Below are 19,145 nucleotides of genomic sequence, written 5' to 3' on the forward strand. Positions count from 1 at the left end.
CATTAAGAAGTAAGTTGGGTGTCATACAAACTGAGTGTTAAAACACAGCTTGTATTACGAATTTACTAAGATTGTATACGCTTTCGCGAAAGCGTATAAAAAGTTAACAAAATATTATTAACCATAGATTATAGCGTCAAATGTGTTAAAAAAGTATTTCTGCAGGTAATAATTATATTGATTTAAATCATTGATGACAAAAGAGATCAAAAAATGTACCCCATAAAAAAGAACGACTTCTTGTGAGAGGTCGTTCTTTTTTATAATAGGCATTTCGGTTTGCATTACAATTGACTAGGATGATAGCCTATTTGCTGAAACCAATCCCAATTATCCCAATAGCATGTAATCTCTTCTATCAATCCTTGATCATTGATGTTTACTATAAATAAATGCTCCACATTATAGTACTTGCCTTTACTCGGAATCCCTAAGATTTCTTTGTCTTGCGTACCGCTTATGAAAACCTGAACTATAGCATTTCCTTGATTATCTATAGAAATATTTTTAATATCATTTGACAGATCTGGAAAAGAATTGATCAATGCAGAAGCGACTCCTTGCCATGTGTTTCCTTCAGTTCCTTTTATTTTTCCTTTTCCATTTTCTCCTAATGGTATATATCTAAACGTTCCTTTTTCACTTGCTAAAGCAACAGCTGCATCAATATCTTGATTTTTATATGCGTTAAAAAATGCTGTTGCAATCGTTTCTCTTTCTTCAATATCTATACTAGATGCTAATACAATTGTTTTTTGAGCAGCTGAAACAGAAGATTGTGGGTTTTGTCCGGTAACTAAATTTCCATCTACAACGACAAAGTTAGACCAATCTTCTTCTTTAATATAAATAGCTCCTTCTTCGATTAAAGCATCCTCCAATAAGAATGGAACTACATCACTCAAACCAACAGCATCTTCTTCTGTATTAGTAAAAGAAGTAAGTCGTTTTCCTTTTGAAAAAGGATTTCCATTTGTAGTTTTCACTCCTTTTAAAGCTACAACTCCATGACACACCAAACCAATAGGCTTCTCTTTTTTATTAAAATCAAGTATCAATCTAGCGATAGTATCATTATCACCTAAATCCCACATTGGACCATGACCTCCTGGAAAAAATAAAATATCATATTCTGATGGATTTATCTCAGTGATACTTTTAGTATTTCTAATAGAAGCTAGTGCGTTTTGATCTTTTGTGAATCTTCTAGTAAATGCTGTTTGCCATTCTTCTAATTCACTTTTAGGGTCTAATGGAACATCTCCTCCTTTTACAGAAACAATAGTCACTGAAGCTCCTTGATCTACATATTGATAATAAGGTCCCGCTAATTCTTCTAGCCAAACTCCAGTCTTTTCTCCTGTGTTACCTAATTGATTATGAGACGTTGTTACGATAAGTACATTTAAATTTTTCATCTTTTTGAATGTTTTATGATTAATTACATGGCAAAGATGCGATAGGACTGTACGTAAGATCGTTGACGTATGTTATGAAAAAATATTGATGTATGTTAAGATCATCCCTTAACGATGGTCTTTCTTATCCTAGATAGGCTTTCTGGCTTAACACCTAAATAGTTTGCTATCATATAATTAGGTATTCTTTGTTCTAGATTTGGATATGCGGTGAGAAAATCTAAATAGCGTTCACTAGTAGATTTATCTAAGGAAGATAATATTCTATTTTGAAGGGCTACAAAAGCAGAAGTGAGTTTTATCCTAAAAAAACGATCAAATTTCGGAATGTCAAGAAATAGATTTTCTAAGTCTTGTTTTTCTATTCCATATACTATAGACTCTTCAATACAATCTATATTTAATGTTGCTTTTCCTTCTTCAAAAAAAGCTTTAAAATCACTTATCCACCAATTTTCTTTTGCAAATTGAATAATATGCTCATCTCCATTATCATCAATTTCATAAGCTTTTAAACATCCTTTTGCTACAAAGTATTCATACGAAACAGTATCACCTTCTTGAATAAGGAATTGTCTTTTTCTTAATTTTTTACGAACAAGGACAGAGGTGAAACGTTCTATTTCTGTAGGATCTAATTGGATAACCTCTTCAATATGTTTTAAAATTTCCTCAAACATTCTTGATCTATAGTATCCAAAATAATTTTACTTTCTTAAAAAACGACTGTGCCAACTTTCAATGGCTGGTACTTCCCAATGATGAAGATATTCTTCTAGATTAGTCACTAGGTTATTAAAAACTACTGTTTTTTTACCTATTGCTCCATCCTTAGCCATTTTCTTGAAATCAACAAGAGGTTTGTAATGAATACGATCATTTTGATAATACGTGACATTCATTTTATCTAGTAAATCAACACCAAGATCTTCCTGTATTGCTTGAATAAAACGAACTTGACTATCTATGGAACATCCACTAGCAGATGCTTGTGATTGATCTAATGCAATAATGATAAATCTATTATATTTTATCTCAAACCCTGCTTGAAGACTAGCGCCATGGGCTGTCCAAGAGGTGAGAAATGTAGTAAGATCTTTACGTAACTGTGTTACTTGATCTTCTGTAAATTTCGTGTCACTTTGATATATCCATACTCTAGATTGAGTAGGAAGTGTATTAAAATCTGCTAGCATATACTAGAGTGTTTCTATTTTAAAACAGACTAAATGAATCGTACTTAAAATAACGATATAGAAGTCTGATTATGACAATTACGATAACAAGCCCACCAGGGATAGAAATAAAATCGATGATAGAAAATCTTTTTTTTCTATTGGAAGGTTTCATATAAATTTATTAAAGTTATAATTCGTCTGCAGAAGCAATCATTTCTGCAACATCTAATACTTCAATACTATCTTCTTTTTCCTTATTCTTCACACCATCTGTCATCATTGTATTACAAAAAGGACAACCTGCTGCGATAATATCTGGTTTTACTTCTAAAGCCTGCTCTGTACGCTCTACATTTACATCTTTATTACCAGGTTCTGGTTCTTTAAACATTTGTGCTCCTCCAGCTCCACAACAAAGGCCATTCGTTTTACATTTACGCATTTCTACAAGTTCCACTTCTAGTTTACGTAATAAATCACGCGGTGCTTCATAGACATTATTTGCTCTACCTAAATAACATGGATCGTGAAAAGTGATTCGTTTTCCTTTAAACTTACCTCCTTCTACTTTGAGACGACCATCTTCTAGTAATGATTTTAAAAACTGTGTATGATGTACTACTTCATAATTTCCCCCTAATGAAGGATATTCATTCTTGATGGTATTAAAACAATGTGGGCATGCTGTTACAATTTTCTTAACTTCATATCCATTAAGAACCTCGATATTCATAACAGCTTGCATTTGGAAAAGAAACTCATTTCCAGCTCGTTTAGCTGGGTCTCCCGTACAACTTTCTTCTGCTCCTAATACTGCAAAATCAACATTGGCTTTATTTAAAATACGAGCAAATGCTTTTGTTATTTTTTTTGCTCTATCATCAAAACTACCTGAACATCCAACCCAAAATAAAACTTCTGGTTGTTTGCCTTGAGCCATATATTCGGCCATGGTAGGTACTCTTAGTGGTTCACTCATAGTGTGTGTTTCTGCTTTAACGCTTCGCTCTCCTTGTGGTTGTAAAACTGCTTGCCGGCAGGCAGGTCTCACAAGTTTGATTTCGCGAAAGCGAAATTATTATCATTTAATCTTCAAAAACTTGAATGGTAACTTCTTTGTCTACTAATTCTGTAAATTTCCCTTTGTATCTAGTCGCTTTTACTAAATGGTTATCTATCCAATGGTAATTTCCTCCTCTAGGTTTTCCCATTAATAGACTGTGATATTTAAATCCGTGTTGTTTTAACCACGTTTCTGTATATCCTCTATGTTCTTCTGTACGAGAAGTAAAAAAGCAAATAATATGTCCTTGATCGTACCAGTTATTTAATGTTTTTAAAGCATCTGGATATACTTGTGCTGTAAGCATACGTTCTGGCTCTTCATTAGGAATATCGTCACAAATAGTTCCGTCTATATCTATGAGATAATTTTTCATTCCTTCTGGCAACACTGGACTTACGTGTTCTCCATCTTCTAACTTTTCACTTAATAATTTTTCTACGTCTTCCTTTTTCATCTCTTAGATTAATTGTTATTGATTGTTATTGATTGATTGAAAATCTTTTTTACTTATTCGTATATAATGAGCCTGTACGTGGACTCCTGTTTTTTTCAAATTAGGATTATTAAGATCCATTCTTGTTCGGAATAATGCTTCTTCAGATAGTGCTAATACTTGTTTTTGAGAACAATAATCACAGGTTATCTTTTGTACTTTTACCGAATCTATTTGTTGTTGTTTATTAAAATATACTCTTGTATAGACTTTAAATTGCAAACTATCTTTTCTCCAACTACGTTGTGCGCTCACTATAAAAGGAAAGCATAAAAAAAATAGTATGACAATTTGTTTAGCTTTCATTTATCCAATTGGCTCTATCCATTTGATTAAATGGCCATGGAGCCCCGTTATTTTCTATATTAGTCATCGCATTATTAAGATCACTAGGTGCTGCACTTTCTTCCATTACCATATAGCGACGCATATCTAAAATAATGCTTAATGGATCAATTCCAATAGGGCACGCTTCTACGCAAGCATTACAGGTTGTACACGCCCATAATTCTTCTTTACTTATATGATCATCTAAAAGTTGTTTTCCATCTGGTTGAAAGGTTCCATTCTGATCTATATTTTTACTTACTGTCTCCAAACGATCACGTGTATCCATCATAATCTTACGTGGAGATAATTTTTTTCCTGTTTGATTTGCTGGACATTCACTTGTACAGCGACCACATTCTGTACAACTATAAGAGTTCATAAGTTGTACCCAGTTTAGATCTAGTACATCACTAGCTCCAAATTTTTCAGGATCACCCTCTTCTTCTGCAGGTGCTGCAAATGGATCTGCATTAGGATCCATCATTAGCATTACTTCCTTGGTTACTGAATCAAGATTATTAAACTCTCCTTTAGGTTTAAGTTTTGCATACCATGTATTAGGAAAAGCTAATAAAATATGTAAATGTTTAGAATAGTATAGATAATTTAAGAATACTAAAATTCCTACAATATGTACCCACCATGCACTACGTTCAATAATAATAAGTGATGATGCTGACATCCCTTCAAATAAAGGAGCTATATATTGACTAATAGGAAAAGCACCTACTAAACCTCCTTGAGATGCATAATGGTCTGCTCCTATCGTTTGTAATTGTAAATCGGCAGCATTCATGACTAAGAAAAGTGTCATTAATACCATTTCAAAATAAAGGATTAGGTTTCCATCCATTTTAGGCCATCCTTTCATTTCTGGATTTAAGAAACGTTTTAGGCGTATTACATTACGACGAATCCAGAATATAATGACAGATACAAATACTAGAAATGCTAATATTTCAAAACTACCAATTAAGAAATCATAAAATCCTCCTAAGAAACCAAAGATCCTATGTGTTCCGAAAAGACCATCTATAATAATCTCTAATACTTCTATATTAATAATAATAAACCCAACATATACAACAACATGCAGTATTCCAGAAACTGGACGTTTTACCATTTTGTATTGCCCTAAAGCAATTTTCGCCATATTACGCCAACGTAATGGTTTATTATCTGTTCTATCAATGTCTTTTCCAAGTTTGATATTACGAAATAACTTCTTGATGTTTTTTGTAAAAAAACCAATCCCTAGAACAAGGATTATTAAAAATAGAATGTTAGGTATGTATTGCATAATCGTTAGTTAGTATTCCACCTAACGTAACGAATCTTTAGGCGGATTATACTCCTTTGGTTTTTTGCCAAACAGAGAGAAATGTACATATCGTTTAGGATTTAATCGCATATCCTCTAACAATAATTCCATCTGCTTAGTGGTACGCTCCAAATTTACATAAACTTGATCATCCTGCAAAAGCTTTCCAGCCGTTCCTTGTCCAGATTTAAGATTATTTGCGATTCCTTCAAAATCTGCCGCCAAGTTTTCAAAATTTGATACTAAAGCACCTATATCTACTTGAGAAAGTGAATCAGATAGCTTTACAAAATTGGTTGAAATCTCTTCAAAATTAGAAATTGTACCATTTAGCTTCTCTTTATTCTCTGCTAAAAGCCCATTTACAGATTGTGATGTCGTTTTTAATTCTCTAGAAATAGCAGAAAAATTTGCAATGGCATCTTTTAAATCCTTCTGTGTATTTTTGTCTAACACTGTATTTACAGATTTCACAAGAGAGTCTGTATCATTAATTGCAGATTCAATAACAGCTTGTAATGGCTCTAAACGCTCAGTAACAAGCTCCATAATACCATTGTCAATTTCTGAAGGAAGTATATCGCCATCTTTAGCTAATGGTCCATCATAACTAGGAACAATAGCAAGGTTTTTACCACTTATAAAACCAATACCATATACTTTTGCGATACTTTTATTAGAAAACTCAAAATCACTTACTACATCAAAGTGGACTTTTAGCTTCCCAGTTTTATCAGCAAACTTAATAGAAATCACTTTCCCAACGGTTAATCCATTTATAGTGACATTAGCTCCAGGTGTAAGACCTTCTACATTGTCATATAAGGCATAAAAATTTCTGTTTTTATCTAATAAATTCTGGCCTTTAAGATAGTTATAGCCTCCAATAACAATCACCAATGCAATGATTGCTAGTATTCCCGTTCTGACTTCTTTAGAAATTTTAAGCATATAGTGTTTTATACAAGAAACAAATGTAGGAATTTAATAAGTACTCTAGCTTTAAGAAACTATTAATTTAACACTTGCTTTAATGGAACTTGAATATTATTCTTCTCAAATGAAACTATAAATGCTGTAGAATACCCTTTTGCTTTAGCCTCTTCTAATTTTCTTTTTATTTCTGTATAATTTGAAGTAGCGCCATAAAAGTATTTATAAATCCCTCCCTTTTTCAACCTTGAAATATCTCGCAATCCTTTAAAATTATAAGGTTTTGTTTCTAATTTTCGTCCGCTAGCCGCTAGTTGTACTTTAAACGTAACTCCCTCAACAATTTTGTCGGGTTCTTCATTTTTAACTTCAGTAACAATAGTCTCTCCATTTGCTATGGCCTCGTTATCTATGTAACTAAACACTTTCAATTTATAGGCGTTTACCGCAGATGCAATTGATTTTGCAAGGGATTGTTGTCCTTTGGAAGAGTTAAGGTATTTCCTTTCCTTCGTATTTGTTATAAAGCCTGTTTCAACAAGTATACTTGGCATCACCGTCTGATGTAATACAATAAACCCTGCTTGCTTTACACTTCTATCTTTGCGTTTTAGCTTTTCTCTAAAATTATCTTGTACAAGTGAGGCTAAAAATACGCTCTGATCTAAAAATTCTTCTTGCATTAATTCTAGGCCTATAGCTGACTCGGGAGAATTCAAATCGTATTGAGCATATGTTTCTTCATAGTTCTCTTCTAAAAAAACCACAGCGTTTTCTGCCTTAGCCACATTAAGATTGGTTGCATTACGATGTAATCCTAAGACATATGTTTCGGCTCCATATGCTTGTGAGGTATGTGCATTACAGTGTACTGATATGAATAAATCTGCTTCGGCTTTATTTGCAATTTTACCTCTTTCGTGTAAATCTATAAAGATATCTGTCTTTCGTGTATATATCACTTCTATATCTTTATTCTTCTCAAGCTCTTTTCCTAATGCTAATACAATTTTAAGAGCAATATCTTTTTCTGGAGATCCAACTTTAGCAGGTTTTCCATGATCTTTACCTCCATGACCAGCATCAAGTACTACTTTGAACTTTTTTTTAGAGGGTGTTTGTGTTAAAGAAGTCGCATTTACATTAACAAAACTCAAGAGTAGCGTTAAATAAATACTAAATGAAATCAAATTACGCATCCTTTTTATCAAAATCTAATCTTTTAAGCGTTAGTTAGCCGTATTATTACATAGAATATACTTTATCTAACGTAAATTGTTTACTGGTTATTTTCAAAATTACAAGATTTGGGTTTCAACCCGAAAAATATATGTAATTTTGGCACTTTAAATGATGCTTGTTACACAAAAATAGGATTAATCGCATTGCAAACAAAAACTGTACACCTTTCTTTACTCATTTGCCTTTTCTTGCTTTGTCCATTTTTAATGACAGCACAGGAGTTCCCATCCAACAATAATGCCATACCTGCAACTAAGAATGATTCTATTGATGCAAAGGCAATTGAACAGGATCTGGGTGCGCTTTCGCGAAAGCAAACCCTTAAAGACACCACATTTACTGTAAGGGATACAGTACGTACCGACTCTGTAAAAGTTAAAAAAGAACCTCTTACCGATAAAGTAGCCTACAAAGCAACCGATTATGAGCGTATAAGCAGAAGTAAGAAAAAAATATTCTTATACAACGAAGCAGAAGTAATCTATGAGGATATACAAATAAATGCTGGAGAGATCATTCTAGATTATCAAAAGAATACTGTATTTGCAAAAGGGATTAAAGATTCTAGCGGGGTTTATACACAAGCTCCTGTTTTTAAACAAGGCCTCAATGAGGTCATGCCTGATTCTATCATATTTAATTTTGACTCAGAGAAAGCATTAATTTATGGTTCTAGAGTAGAAGGTGCAGGAGGACAAGAAATCAATTTAAAATCTGAAATTAGTAAGCGTGTAAATGACTCTGTGGTTTTTATGAGTAATGTAAAAATTACAACTAGTAAGAATCTGGATGATCCAGAATACTATTTTTATGCACGTAAAGTAAAATTTGTCCCAGGACAAAAACTCGTTACGGGACTTACTAATATGTACATTGCTGATGTCCCCACTCCTATTGGATTACCATTTGCTTTCTTTCCGTTAGACAAACAACAAAGTGTTTCTGGATTTATTATCCCTAGCCCTGGAGAAACGAGACAAAGAGGATATTTCTTGCAAAATGGAGGGTATTATTTTGCACTTAGCGATTATTACAATCTTGCTATTACTGGAGATTACTATACCAATGGAAGTTATGCATTACGAGCTGACTCCGATTATAGACTACGTTATAAATTTAATGGTAGATTAAGTTTTAATTTTGAGAAAATCTTAGCGAGTGAACGAGGGCTTCCAGACTTCTCCGAGAGAAATACGTATAATATACGATGGAATCATAGTCAAGATTCGAAGGCTAGTCCAAATAGTAGATTTTCGGCTTCTGTAAACTTGGGAAGTAGTGATTTCTTTCAACAGTCACTTAACCAAAGTAATACAGGTAATTTCTTGACAAATAACTTTAGTTCTTCGGTATCGTATTCTCGTACATTTCCTGGAAAAACTCCTGTCAATGTTACTGTAGCTGCAACACACTCTCAAAACTCGCAAACAGAAGTAATTAACCTTACGCTTCCATCTGCTCAAGTAAATGTAGATCGTATATTTCCATTTGCACCGAAAAGTGGTTCTAAGAAAGGAATCATACAAAACATCAACTTTAATTACTCTTTAAGAGCTAATAATCAATATGTAACTACAGACAGTCTGTTCTTTACATCAGAGATGTTTAGAGATGGTCGTTCAAGTATACAACAAACTATTCCTATTTCTACCAATTTCAAAATTGCAAAATTTATAAGCGCAACTTTAGGAGCTAATTATACAGAAAACACTGTTTTCAGAACCATTGATCAATCCTATGATGAAGACCTTGGAGAAGTAGTAAGAGATACCATCAATGGGATTGATTCTTACAGAACCTACGGTACAAGCGCTAGTTTAGGAACAACTATTTATGGTATTTTCCCATTTAAAGAGGGAGGGAAAATAGAATCTATACGGCACGTTGTACGCCCTAATATAGGGATTAGTTATACGCCTGCTTTTGATCAGTTTTTCGATACATTCTTACGTCCTGATCCTAATGACCCCACTGCTACAGACCTTACAGATGAAGTAGAGTTTTCTCGTTTTGAAGGAAGTTTACTAGGTGCTCCAAGCAATCGAGAAAGTGCTGCTGTATCTCTAGGTTTAAGTAATGTTGTAGAAGCAAAAGTCAGGGATAAAGACACTGCTGCGACCGAAGAGTATAAAAAAATTACCCTATTACGAAATCTAAACTTTAGAACTTCCTATAATATTACAGCAGATAGTTTAAGATTAGCTCCTATCTCTGTGAGTGGTGCTATTCCAATAATTGAGAACAAATTAGAAATTAACTTTAGTGCTTCTTTAGACATATATGCTTTAAATAGCAATAATAGGCGTATTAATAGGCTTAATATCAATAATGGCGGAAGTCTTTTTAGGGTTACCGGAGCACGTGCAAATTTTGGATATAACTTTTCTAGTAGAGATTTTGGCAATGGTAAAGACAGGAATACAAATCGATCCCAAAATCAAACATTTGCTGCTGGGGGAAGACCCGATAACCTATTTGGTGGCGGTGTAGATATTACTGGAAATAGTAATGGACTCCCAGAAGATGATGAAGATCAAGAAGAACAAGAGGTCGAGTTTTATAACTTTAAAATCCCTTGGAATTTAAGAGTCTCCTACGAGGTAAGTTATGTAAATAGTGCTAGACAAAATGATATTGGTTCTCACTCTCTTGTTTTTAGTGGAGATGTAGAACTAGGAAAGCGCTGGACCGTTGGTGGGTCTTCTGGATATGACCTAGCCAATCCTGGATTTACATTTACCTCATTGCAATTTGGTAGAGATTTAGAAAGTTGGAACTTACGTTTTAACTGGGTACCGTTTAGTACGAGATCATCATGGAATTTCTTTATAGGAATTAAAGGAAACCTACTCAGTGATATTAAGTATGATAAGCGTAGAGCTCCAGATGAGCGTCTGTAATTTAGTATCTTTACGATAATAAAACCTTATCCAAACAACTACAATACATACATTAATTATAAAAATTCCGCTTACGCGAAATAGTACTATGAAAAAAATAATTTCTACACCTAATGCACCTGCTCCTATTGGACCATATAATCAAGCTGTACTATCCGGAAACACTTTATATACTTCTGGACAAATTGCTATAGATCCAAAAACTGGAGCGCTTTATAAAGGCCCTATCAAAGGAGAAACAACACTCGTAATGCAAAATCTAGAGGCTGTTCTAGCTGCAGCAGATATGACATTTGAAAATGTTGTGAAAGCAACCATTTTTGTCAATAAAATGAATGATTTTGCTGCTATTAATGAAGTATACGGATCATATTTTGATGATGATACGGCACCCGCTAGAGAAACTGTAGAAGTAGCAAACCTTCCTAAATACGTAAATGTAGAGATTTCTGTAATTGCTATTAAGTAAGGTAAAAACTACCTATCTCATTTTGAGTGAAAAATACTTATAAACTTTCTCAATACAACAAAAGAGAAATTTTAAAATAAAATTGACACTAAAAAATCCCACTCTATTTTCAAGAATGGGATTTTTTTTAACACCTAGTATAAATACAAAAATGCATTTATTTCTTAATTACATACTATTAGTAAAGAATATGATCTTTATGATGCAATACAAGTCCATCTATAGGACGTTTTAATATTTTTCCTTCTCTTAATCCGTACGTGTCTAATAACATCCTAAGTTCCTTTTTGAGATAGAATGCAATAGATCCTACAAAATGAATAGGCACTTCTTTAGCATCTGGATATTGAAAAATTTGATTTTCAATAAATAAAGAGAGTCCTTTTTTAATCAATTCTTGACAATATGAATGATCTTTATTTTCAATTAAAAAGCGCGCAAAAGTTGCTAAATATGTATTTGGATTTGGATTCTTATAAAGGTGGTTTTTAATATTCTCAGAACTTAAATCATATGCATTTTCAAATTTAGTAGACAAATCTGTAGGGATATTATTAAACTTATAATCCCTTAATAATTGTCTTCCAAAATAATTCCCACTTGCATCATCCATGAGGATGTAACCTAAAGAAATTACTTTTTGCTCGATTTCTTTTCCATTAAAATAACTACAGTTAGACCCTGTTCCTAAAATACATACAATAGCTTTTTCAGCTTGTTCTGTATCTGTAGTAGCGTATAAAGCGGCATAGGTATCTTCCTTTATGATAATCTCATGAGCTTCTTTAAAAAAGTCTTCAAAAACTTCTTTAATTAGTTTACGAGGTTTTGCTACACCACACCCGGCTCCATAAAAATAAAGGCGACTTACCTCATTTCTATGCTTATATAATTCAAAATTATTAACTATACGCTCTGTTAATATCTCTTGTGATAATACTTGCGGATTCAGTCCTAACGTTTGTGTTTGGAATAGCATAGTACCCTCATCACTAAGAGCAATCCAATCAGTTTTGGTAGATCCACTATCAACTACTAAAATCATATAGTTTGAGTACTTATTCAGATCGTTTTCCTATATGGATCTTTATAATCCATATAGGAAAACATTCATCATTTATAGTTCATTTACTTTTTCGGCCAAGTCAACAAGTTTATTAGAATATCCAAACTCATTATCATACCAAGAAACTAATTTGAAAAAAGTTGAACTTAACTCAATAGAAGCATCTGCATCAAAAATACTTGTACGGTCGTCACTTACAAAATCTTGAGAAACAACCCCTTCATCTGTATAACCCACAATACCTTTAAGTGCTCCATCTGCTACATCTTTAAAAGCTGCTTTAATTTCTTCTAATGATGTTTCTTTTACTGTACTTACAGTTAAGTCTACAACAGAAACATCTGCTGTAGGCACTCTAAATGCCATCCCTGTTAATTTCCCATCTACCTCAGGAATTACTTTTCCTACTGCTTTTGCAGCTCCTGTAGAGGTAGGAATAATATTATTGATTGCTGCTCTACCTAAACGATAGTTCTTTTTAGAAGGTCCATCTACAGTAAGTTGTGTAGATGTAGCTGCATGGATGGTAGTCATTAATCCTTCTTTAATACCCCAATTGTCATTCACCACTTTTGCTATAGGTGCTAAACAGTTTGTTGTACAAGAAGCATTAGATACAATAGTATGTGCTGCTGTAAGTTTTTCATCATTTACTCCCATTACAAACATAGGTGCATCTTTTGATGGTGCAGAGATTACTACTTTTTTAGCTCCAGACTGTATATGATAATCAGCTGTTTCTAATGTTGTGAAAATTCCTGTACATTCTGCAACTACTGTTGCTCCTACTTCATCCCATTTTAAGTTTTTAGGATCACGTTCTGCTGTAACACGAATTGTTTTTCCATCAACGATAAGATTTCCGTCTTTTACAGAAACATCTCCGTCAAAACGTCCATGTACAGAATCATATTTTAATAGATATGCTAAATGCTCTACATCTAGTAAATCGTTAATAGCAACTACATCAACGTTATCACGTTTTACTGTCGCTCTGAAAACGATACGGCCTATACGACCAAATCCATTAATTCCTAATTTTAAATTTCCCATGTGTTTGTATTAAATTATGTGGTCATGATATCTGACACACGTATCAATTCTTTATTAATTTTTGATTCTCCTTTTATTGCTTTTTCAAGCGGAGTAAGTTCCATCGTATCATGTATGGTTCCTACCATGTAATTACTTTTTCCCTCTAGAAGAGACTCTACTGCTTTTACTCCCATTCTACTAGCGAGAACACGGTCAAAACAAGTAGGTGAACCTCCACGTTGCATATGCCCTAAAACAGATACACGTACATCATATTCATCAAGGTTTTGATCTACATAATCTTTAAGCTCAAAAACGCTTTTCCCTATTTTATCACCTTCAGCTACAACAACAATACTAGATGATTTTCCACTCTTCTTACTACGTTCTAAAGACTCTACAAGTCTATCAATTCCCATATCTTCTTCAGGTATCAGAATTTCTTCTGCTCCAGCACCTACACCTGCATTTAAAGCAATATGTCCTACATCACGCCCCATTACCTCAACAAAGAATAATCGGTCATGTGAATGTGCGGTATCACGTATTTTATCTATCGCTTCAACTGCAGTATTTAAAGCGGTATCATATCCTAAAGTTCTGTCTGTACCATTAATATCATTATCAATAGTCCCAGGAATTCCCATTACTGGAAAATTATATTCAGTATTGAAAACAAGGCCTCCTGTAAATGTTCCATCACCACCTATGAGAACGATTGCATCAATTCCATTTTCACGTAATTGATCATAGGCTATTTTACGACCTTCTTTGGTCATAAAACGTTTACTTCTTGCTGATTTAAGAAATGTGCCTCCTTTATTTATAACGCCTCTTACACTACGTGCATCTAGTGCTACAAAATCACCATCAATAAGTCCTTCATATCCTCTATAAACTCCTACACATGAAATTTTATGATAGGCACAAGTACGTGCTACAGATCGAATAGCAGCATTCATTCCAGGGGAGTCCCCACCCGATGTTAAAACTGCTATTTTCTTAATGTTTTGGCTCATATATTAGCAAATAAAAAATAAATTTAGGAAACTTAACCTAGATTATTCAAGTATTTCGTGCTGATTTTTGACTATTTACAATCTCAAACGTTTTCGTTTAACAACTTTTTTTAAGTTGCCCGTTATTGAAGTAAAAAAAAGTGTGAAAAGAAGGTAAAATGGCATTATTTGCTTTCGCGAAAGCGTACATTTTAAGGATATCTATATAGAGAAGGTACTATTTTAATAATTTATCAAAATAGTAAAAAATTGAAATCGTATTTGAAACAAAATAAATGGAACGTTAGTTTTTAAAAGTCACACCATCTGGAGCAATTTTTTCTGTAGTTGCTTCTTGCTCTTTTAAACTTTCTATGGCTTCTTTTGATTTTCCTTTAAAAATCTTTCTAATAAGTTCTTTAAAGGAATTAAAATCTACGGCATAAGATAGACCAGCTCCTTGCGTATAGCCTTCTGTCTCTCCTATAAATTGAATATCAGTTTGTCTATTAAATACTTTAGCACGTAAAGCACCATTTTCACTCAATAAGAAATCAATCTCTACATCTCCTACGATGACGCTTTCACTTATACCTCCAGTAGGTACTCCAACTTTCCCATTAATAAGAACTCGATTTGTAATTTGCGTAGAAAGTGTAATCCCAACACGTCCTGCCGATTGTAGGTCTGGTGTATTATCTGCTTGTACTAAATCTAATCCTACATCAAAAATACTGTCATCATCACTAAATAGAATGTCTGAGAGTACAGATGATGTTGTTTCCAATAAATTATTTACAGCTCCTGCAGTAGATATGGATGCATTACTCAAGAAAACACCTTGAGATACTAAAGAAATTGCATTAAGCTCTCTTGCATTCTTATCACTAAGACGGTATTCAAGCTCAGAAACAACGGTACTGGTTGCTGCTGGGAATTCTATATCAAATGTAATATCTGGTTTTAAGAGTTCCCCATCTAGATTGATAACAACATCTACAGGTATTTTACGGTTTACAGAGGGGTTTTCTAATAAGATACTAGGATTTGCTTCTGCTTTATAAACAGCGCTTATATCTAGTAATGCTCCTGCAGGATCACCTTCCCAACGTATATTTCCATCAGGTCTGAACTTAAATTCTTTTTGAAAAAGTCCTTTGTATTTAAAGTTGAAAGTCCCTTCATAAGCAATGAAGTCTCCATACATATCAAACTTCCCATTAGTATCCAATTGTATTAAGAGTGTTCCGCCTCCCCTACCTTTTAAGGTACTTCCATTTTCTTTATCGACTACAATCTCTATAAGAGCATCTGCATCTACATCTAGATCAAAATTTACAGAGAGTCCTTTTATTTCAGTTAGTTCTGATACAACGCCATTTAATTTTGCTTTCTTTTCTTCTGGTGTTACGAAGTGTATATATGAACTATCTCCAATAGATTCAGAATCATCTATAGGAACATTAAATACAGTTCCTTCTTCTGTTTCTGCAAAAACATCAATAACCAAATTATCTATAGGTCCTTTAATCATTGCTTCTCCAGAGATAAAAGCAGTTCCAAAGTATAGAGACTCCAGATCTTCTTTAGTATCTAACACTACTAGCCTATCTGTACTAATTCCTAAATCAAGCTTCCAATCACTAAACGCATTATGTGAAATCGAACCATTTAAGGCGCCAAGTGTTTCGTATTTTACATCTTCAAGTTGAATGGCATTAAAGATGAACTTTTGTTTTTCTAATGTAACACTAGAAACACCTCTAAAATCATAATCTGTATTTAGATATGGTATTTTAAGACCTCCATCTAATATGGTTAAATCACCATTTATATCTGGGCTTTTATAATTCCCTGTAATTTTTGCATTCCCATCTACAAAGCCACGTATTCTTGTAATAACGCCTTCTCCTAAAGGATCAAAAGGCGCTAAGTCAAAATTTGTGAGTTCTACATCTAAGTCTATGGTTGCATCACTACCATCGCCTACTATAATATTTCCATTTGCTACCAAAGGAGATCCTTCTTGATTTTCTAATTTAGATTTAATCTCATATGCAGATAATGATGTATTCCCTTGTACGGTTAAATCAAATTTTCCTAATAGATACTCATTAACCGTAAACTGATCTATTGCTACTGTAGAATTAGGATAATAGGCTCCTTCTTTTTGAAGAAGGTCTAATTTTCCATTTACTCTCCCCTGAAGATCTAAACTATCTATTGAAGGGGTGATTTTTGCTAGATCTACATTGGTAAATTGTGCTTTAATATCTTTATAGGTACTATCCTTTACAACGCCTTTAAGATCGATACGTTCATCTTTATGACTTAAGACAATAGTTTGAATATCTACATCATTAAAGTTATTATCAAAAACAATACGATTACGATTGTTATTTTCTTTATTAATAAACCAAGGATTATCCTTAAAAACTACTTGAGATTTCTTAAAACCTACCACAGAGTTTCCATCTTCATTAATTGTATGATATAATGATAAATCGTATTGATCATCATTACGCGTACCTCCTCTAAATTCAGATTTCATAAATAATGTATCCTTAAGCGTTACATTAATAAGGTTAAAATCTGAAACAGCATAAAAACCAGCATCTATACTATCGGCAGCGATATAGGTATTAAATAATGGGTTTTTATTATCTACCTTTACTTCTATGGCTTCTGCCATATTTCCAAAGGCTGCTATTCTTGGTGATTTAAATGTGAGTTTAAATTCAGAATCATCAGAGACAACACTTCCCTTTATAATTGTTTCTGGTTCAAATTCTATTTCTGGAATAAAGACTTCTACAATTTTATTATTGATCGTAAAATCAAAATCCATAAATTGATTTTCTGTCAATACCTCTGGTTGATAGTTTGTATACAGACTACCTAGTGCATTTCTAAATAAAGGGACAACTTCATTAAACTTAAAAATACCGCTTACAGAGCCATCTATAATATCTGAAGAGTTGATCGCTATAGTACGAATGTTCTTTTTATCAAATACTGAAGTAATATCAAAGTCTTTAAAATAATAAGTGTCATTCTTATTTTGATATACGGCATCATAAAACGAAAGCTTTCCAAAGGCGTCTTCAATCCCTGTCCCTTTCATGTCCATGATCACGTTTCCTTTAAGAACAGAAACGCTATCATTTACAAAATTAAGATTCACAAGATTTGCATACTCAATATCTGCTTCAAAATCATAACTATTAATACTCTTTGAAACATCTATAAGTCCATCTACTCTTGCTTTCAGGTTAGGATCATTCATAATGAGTTCACCATTAAAAACGGGGCTCTTTAAATCTCCATAAACACTAATATCTTTATAGGTATAATCATTATAAGTAAGACTATATACAATTCCAGAAAGTTTTGTGTCGAGATATTCTTGAATAAATCCTTTTCCATTTACATCAAGATCCATAGATGTTCTGCCTACTCTTGGATCATTAATAAACTTACCTAAATTAAAGTTTTCTAGGTCTATGTTTCCAGTATATGTAGCGACATCTGTATTTTGATAATCTGTTAATAATAAATCAACGTATCCATCTCCAAGTGCTGAAGTAACAACCCCTTCGGTATCAATAATAGTTGTTGTTATTGTTGTAAAACCGATTAACTCTATAGTACCAAGTTTTGCCATTTGTGCCGGCAATGTAGAAAGTACATTAGGCAATAAAGATTTCAGATCAAAATAGGTAGTTTGTACTTCTCTGTAATTACCTTCTATACTAAAATCATCTCCATCTATAAGGTTAGTAAACTGAATATCTCCATCTATGACAGAGTTTTTTAAACCTCTTACCTCTAGACCAGTTGTTTTAAAGTCATTAAGAAATCCTGTTACATTTCCTTTCAAAGTAAAGGTCTTATCTCTTGCAAAACCACTATAAAATGGTGCTATATCGTTAGTGGAGATATTCGCTTTCGCGAAAGCGGCCTCAATATCGACTTTATTAATAAAATCAGACATTTTATCTCCCGAAGTATCTAATGCGATCGTACCCTCTATCTCTGAAGATTCAGTTTTTAATATAAAATCTTTAAGATTTATAGCACTTGTATCATAATGAAAATCTCCTTCTAAGGAAGATATCCCATAACCTCTTTTTGCTTTGAATGCAAGGTGATCTATATGTGTATCTATAACATCATCTACCAATTCAAAATCATCAAGTCTTGCTTCTAAACCCGTATAATCAATCACTACTTGATTTTCTAAATCTTCATCAATATATCTAAAAACAGCATCTTCCAATGTAATTTTAGAAGAGGTCATTACAAAAGGAGGCGCATCAGGATTTGGGTTTTCAGGAACAAACTTCTTTGAAAAAATAGAAATATTATCACTCTGTTCTCCCGCATAAAATTTTAAATAAAATTTGGCGCCATCTAGTGCTATACTTCCTAATTCAAGATTGCCGTCTATTACTTTTTTTGCACTTAAAACACTTGTAGCTAGAGAGCGTGTATAGATAAGGGTATCTTGGTGATGGTCTTCAATATAAATATCTTTGAGATTAAGATCACCATTCCACTTAAGCCCTACTTTATCTACGTGAATGGAGGTACCGTATTTTTTATTTACTTTATTAGTAATAATAGAAGCTACCTTAGATTGTACAGCTGGTATTGAGAAGATCAATAACAAAACTGCAAAGAATAGCAATAGATA

15 protein-coding genes are annotated in these 19,145 nt (G+C 33.2%); 2 read left to right on the top strand and 13 right to left on the bottom strand.

Annotated elements, in window-relative coordinates; all coding sequences use genetic code 11:
- Positions 1–284 precede the first annotated feature (284 nt).
- The 9 genes from CHB80_RS09070 to CHB80_RS09110 all read right to left on the bottom strand — a co-directional run bounded on the left by CHB80_RS09070 (position 285) and on the right by CHB80_RS09110 (position 7,938).
- Positions 285–1,418, bottom strand: coding sequence for a DJ-1/PfpI family protein (locus CHB80_RS09070; RefSeq protein WP_089371126.1), 1,134 nt, complete (start codon positions 1,416–1,418; stop codon positions 285–287).
- 101 nt (positions 1,419–1,519) lie between these two features.
- A complete protein-coding gene (locus tag CHB80_RS09075) occupies positions 1,520–2,098 on the bottom strand; it encodes a Crp/Fnr family transcriptional regulator (protein ID WP_089371127.1) in 579 nt (192 codons plus the stop codon).
- Between the two features lie 27 nt (positions 2,099–2,125).
- Complete coding sequence (locus CHB80_RS09080) at positions 2,126–2,614, bottom strand: ABC transporter ATPase (protein WP_089371128.1); 489 nt, start codon at positions 2,612–2,614, stop codon at positions 2,126–2,128.
- A gap of 169 nt (positions 2,615–2,783) precedes the next feature.
- On the bottom strand, positions 2,784–3,575 hold the full coding sequence (locus tag CHB80_RS09085; protein ID WP_089371332.1) for a (Fe-S)-binding protein: 792 nt from the start codon (positions 3,573–3,575) through the stop codon (positions 2,784–2,786).
- Positions 3,576–3,681: 106 nt separating this feature from the next.
- Positions 3,682–4,116 carry an LNS2 domain-containing protein gene (locus CHB80_RS09090; RefSeq protein ID WP_089371129.1) on the bottom strand — a complete coding sequence of 145 codons (435 nt, stop codon included), beginning with the start codon at positions 4,114–4,116 and terminating at the stop codon, positions 3,682–3,684.
- 15 nt (positions 4,117–4,131) lie between these two features.
- Complete coding sequence (locus CHB80_RS09095) at positions 4,132–4,461, bottom strand: hypothetical protein (RefSeq protein WP_089371130.1); 330 nt, start codon at positions 4,459–4,461, stop codon at positions 4,132–4,134.
- Positions 4,451–5,785, bottom strand: coding sequence for a (Fe-S)-binding protein (locus tag CHB80_RS09100; RefSeq protein WP_089371131.1), 1,335 nt, complete (start codon positions 5,783–5,785; stop codon positions 4,451–4,453). The genes CHB80_RS09095 and CHB80_RS09100 overlap by 11 nt, the downstream gene beginning before the upstream one ends.
- A 21-nt stretch (positions 5,786–5,806) precedes the next feature.
- Positions 5,807–6,757: an MlaD family protein gene (locus CHB80_RS09105; protein ID WP_089371132.1), complete on the bottom strand. Its 951-nt coding sequence runs from the start codon at positions 6,755–6,757 to the stop codon at positions 5,807–5,809.
- Positions 6,758–6,819: 62 nt separating this feature from the next.
- A complete protein-coding gene (locus CHB80_RS09110; protein WP_089371133.1) occupies positions 6,820–7,938 on the bottom strand; it encodes an N-acetylmuramoyl-L-alanine amidase family protein in 1,119 nt (372 codons plus the stop codon).
- A gap of 108 nt (positions 7,939–8,046) precedes the next feature.
- Here CHB80_RS09110 and CHB80_RS09115 point away from each other — a divergent pair, with 108 nt between their 5' ends.
- Entirely contained in the window at positions 8,047–10,881 is a 2,835-nt protein-coding gene (locus CHB80_RS09115) for a putative LPS assembly protein LptD (protein ID WP_244905568.1), read from the top strand.
- A gap of 88 nt (positions 10,882–10,969) precedes the next feature.
- Positions 10,970–11,350, top strand: a complete 381-nt coding sequence (locus CHB80_RS09120) for a Rid family detoxifying hydrolase (RefSeq protein ID WP_089371134.1) — start codon at positions 10,970–10,972, stop codon at positions 11,348–11,350.
- A 178-nt stretch (positions 11,351–11,528) separates the two neighbouring features.
- On the opposite strand, the gene CHB80_RS09125 is transcribed toward CHB80_RS09120, so the two are convergent.
- The 4 genes from CHB80_RS09125 to CHB80_RS09140 form a co-directional block, all read right to left on the bottom strand.
- Positions 11,529–12,395, bottom strand: a complete 867-nt coding sequence (locus tag CHB80_RS09125) for an N-acetylglucosamine kinase (protein ID WP_089371135.1) — start codon at positions 12,393–12,395, stop codon at positions 11,529–11,531.
- 72 nt (positions 12,396–12,467) lie between these two features.
- Complete coding sequence (gap, locus tag CHB80_RS09130) at positions 12,468–13,469, bottom strand: type I glyceraldehyde-3-phosphate dehydrogenase (protein ID WP_089371136.1); 1,002 nt, start codon at positions 13,467–13,469, stop codon at positions 12,468–12,470.
- Positions 13,470–13,483: 14 nt separating this feature from the next.
- Positions 13,484–14,470, bottom strand: coding sequence for a 6-phosphofructokinase (gene pfkA / locus CHB80_RS09135; protein ID WP_089371137.1), 987 nt, complete (start codon positions 14,468–14,470; stop codon positions 13,484–13,486).
- Between the two features lie 283 nt (positions 14,471–14,753).
- Positions 14,754–19,115, bottom strand: coding sequence for a translocation/assembly module TamB domain-containing protein (locus tag CHB80_RS09140; RefSeq protein ID WP_229746854.1), 4,362 nt, complete (start codon positions 19,113–19,115; stop codon positions 14,754–14,756).
- Between the last annotated feature and the right edge of the window lie 30 nt (positions 19,116–19,145).

The organism is Dokdonia pacifica (assembly GCF_900188275.1).
GTDB classification, from domain to species: domain Bacteria; phylum Bacteroidota; class Bacteroidia; order Flavobacteriales; family Flavobacteriaceae; genus Dokdonia; species Dokdonia pacifica.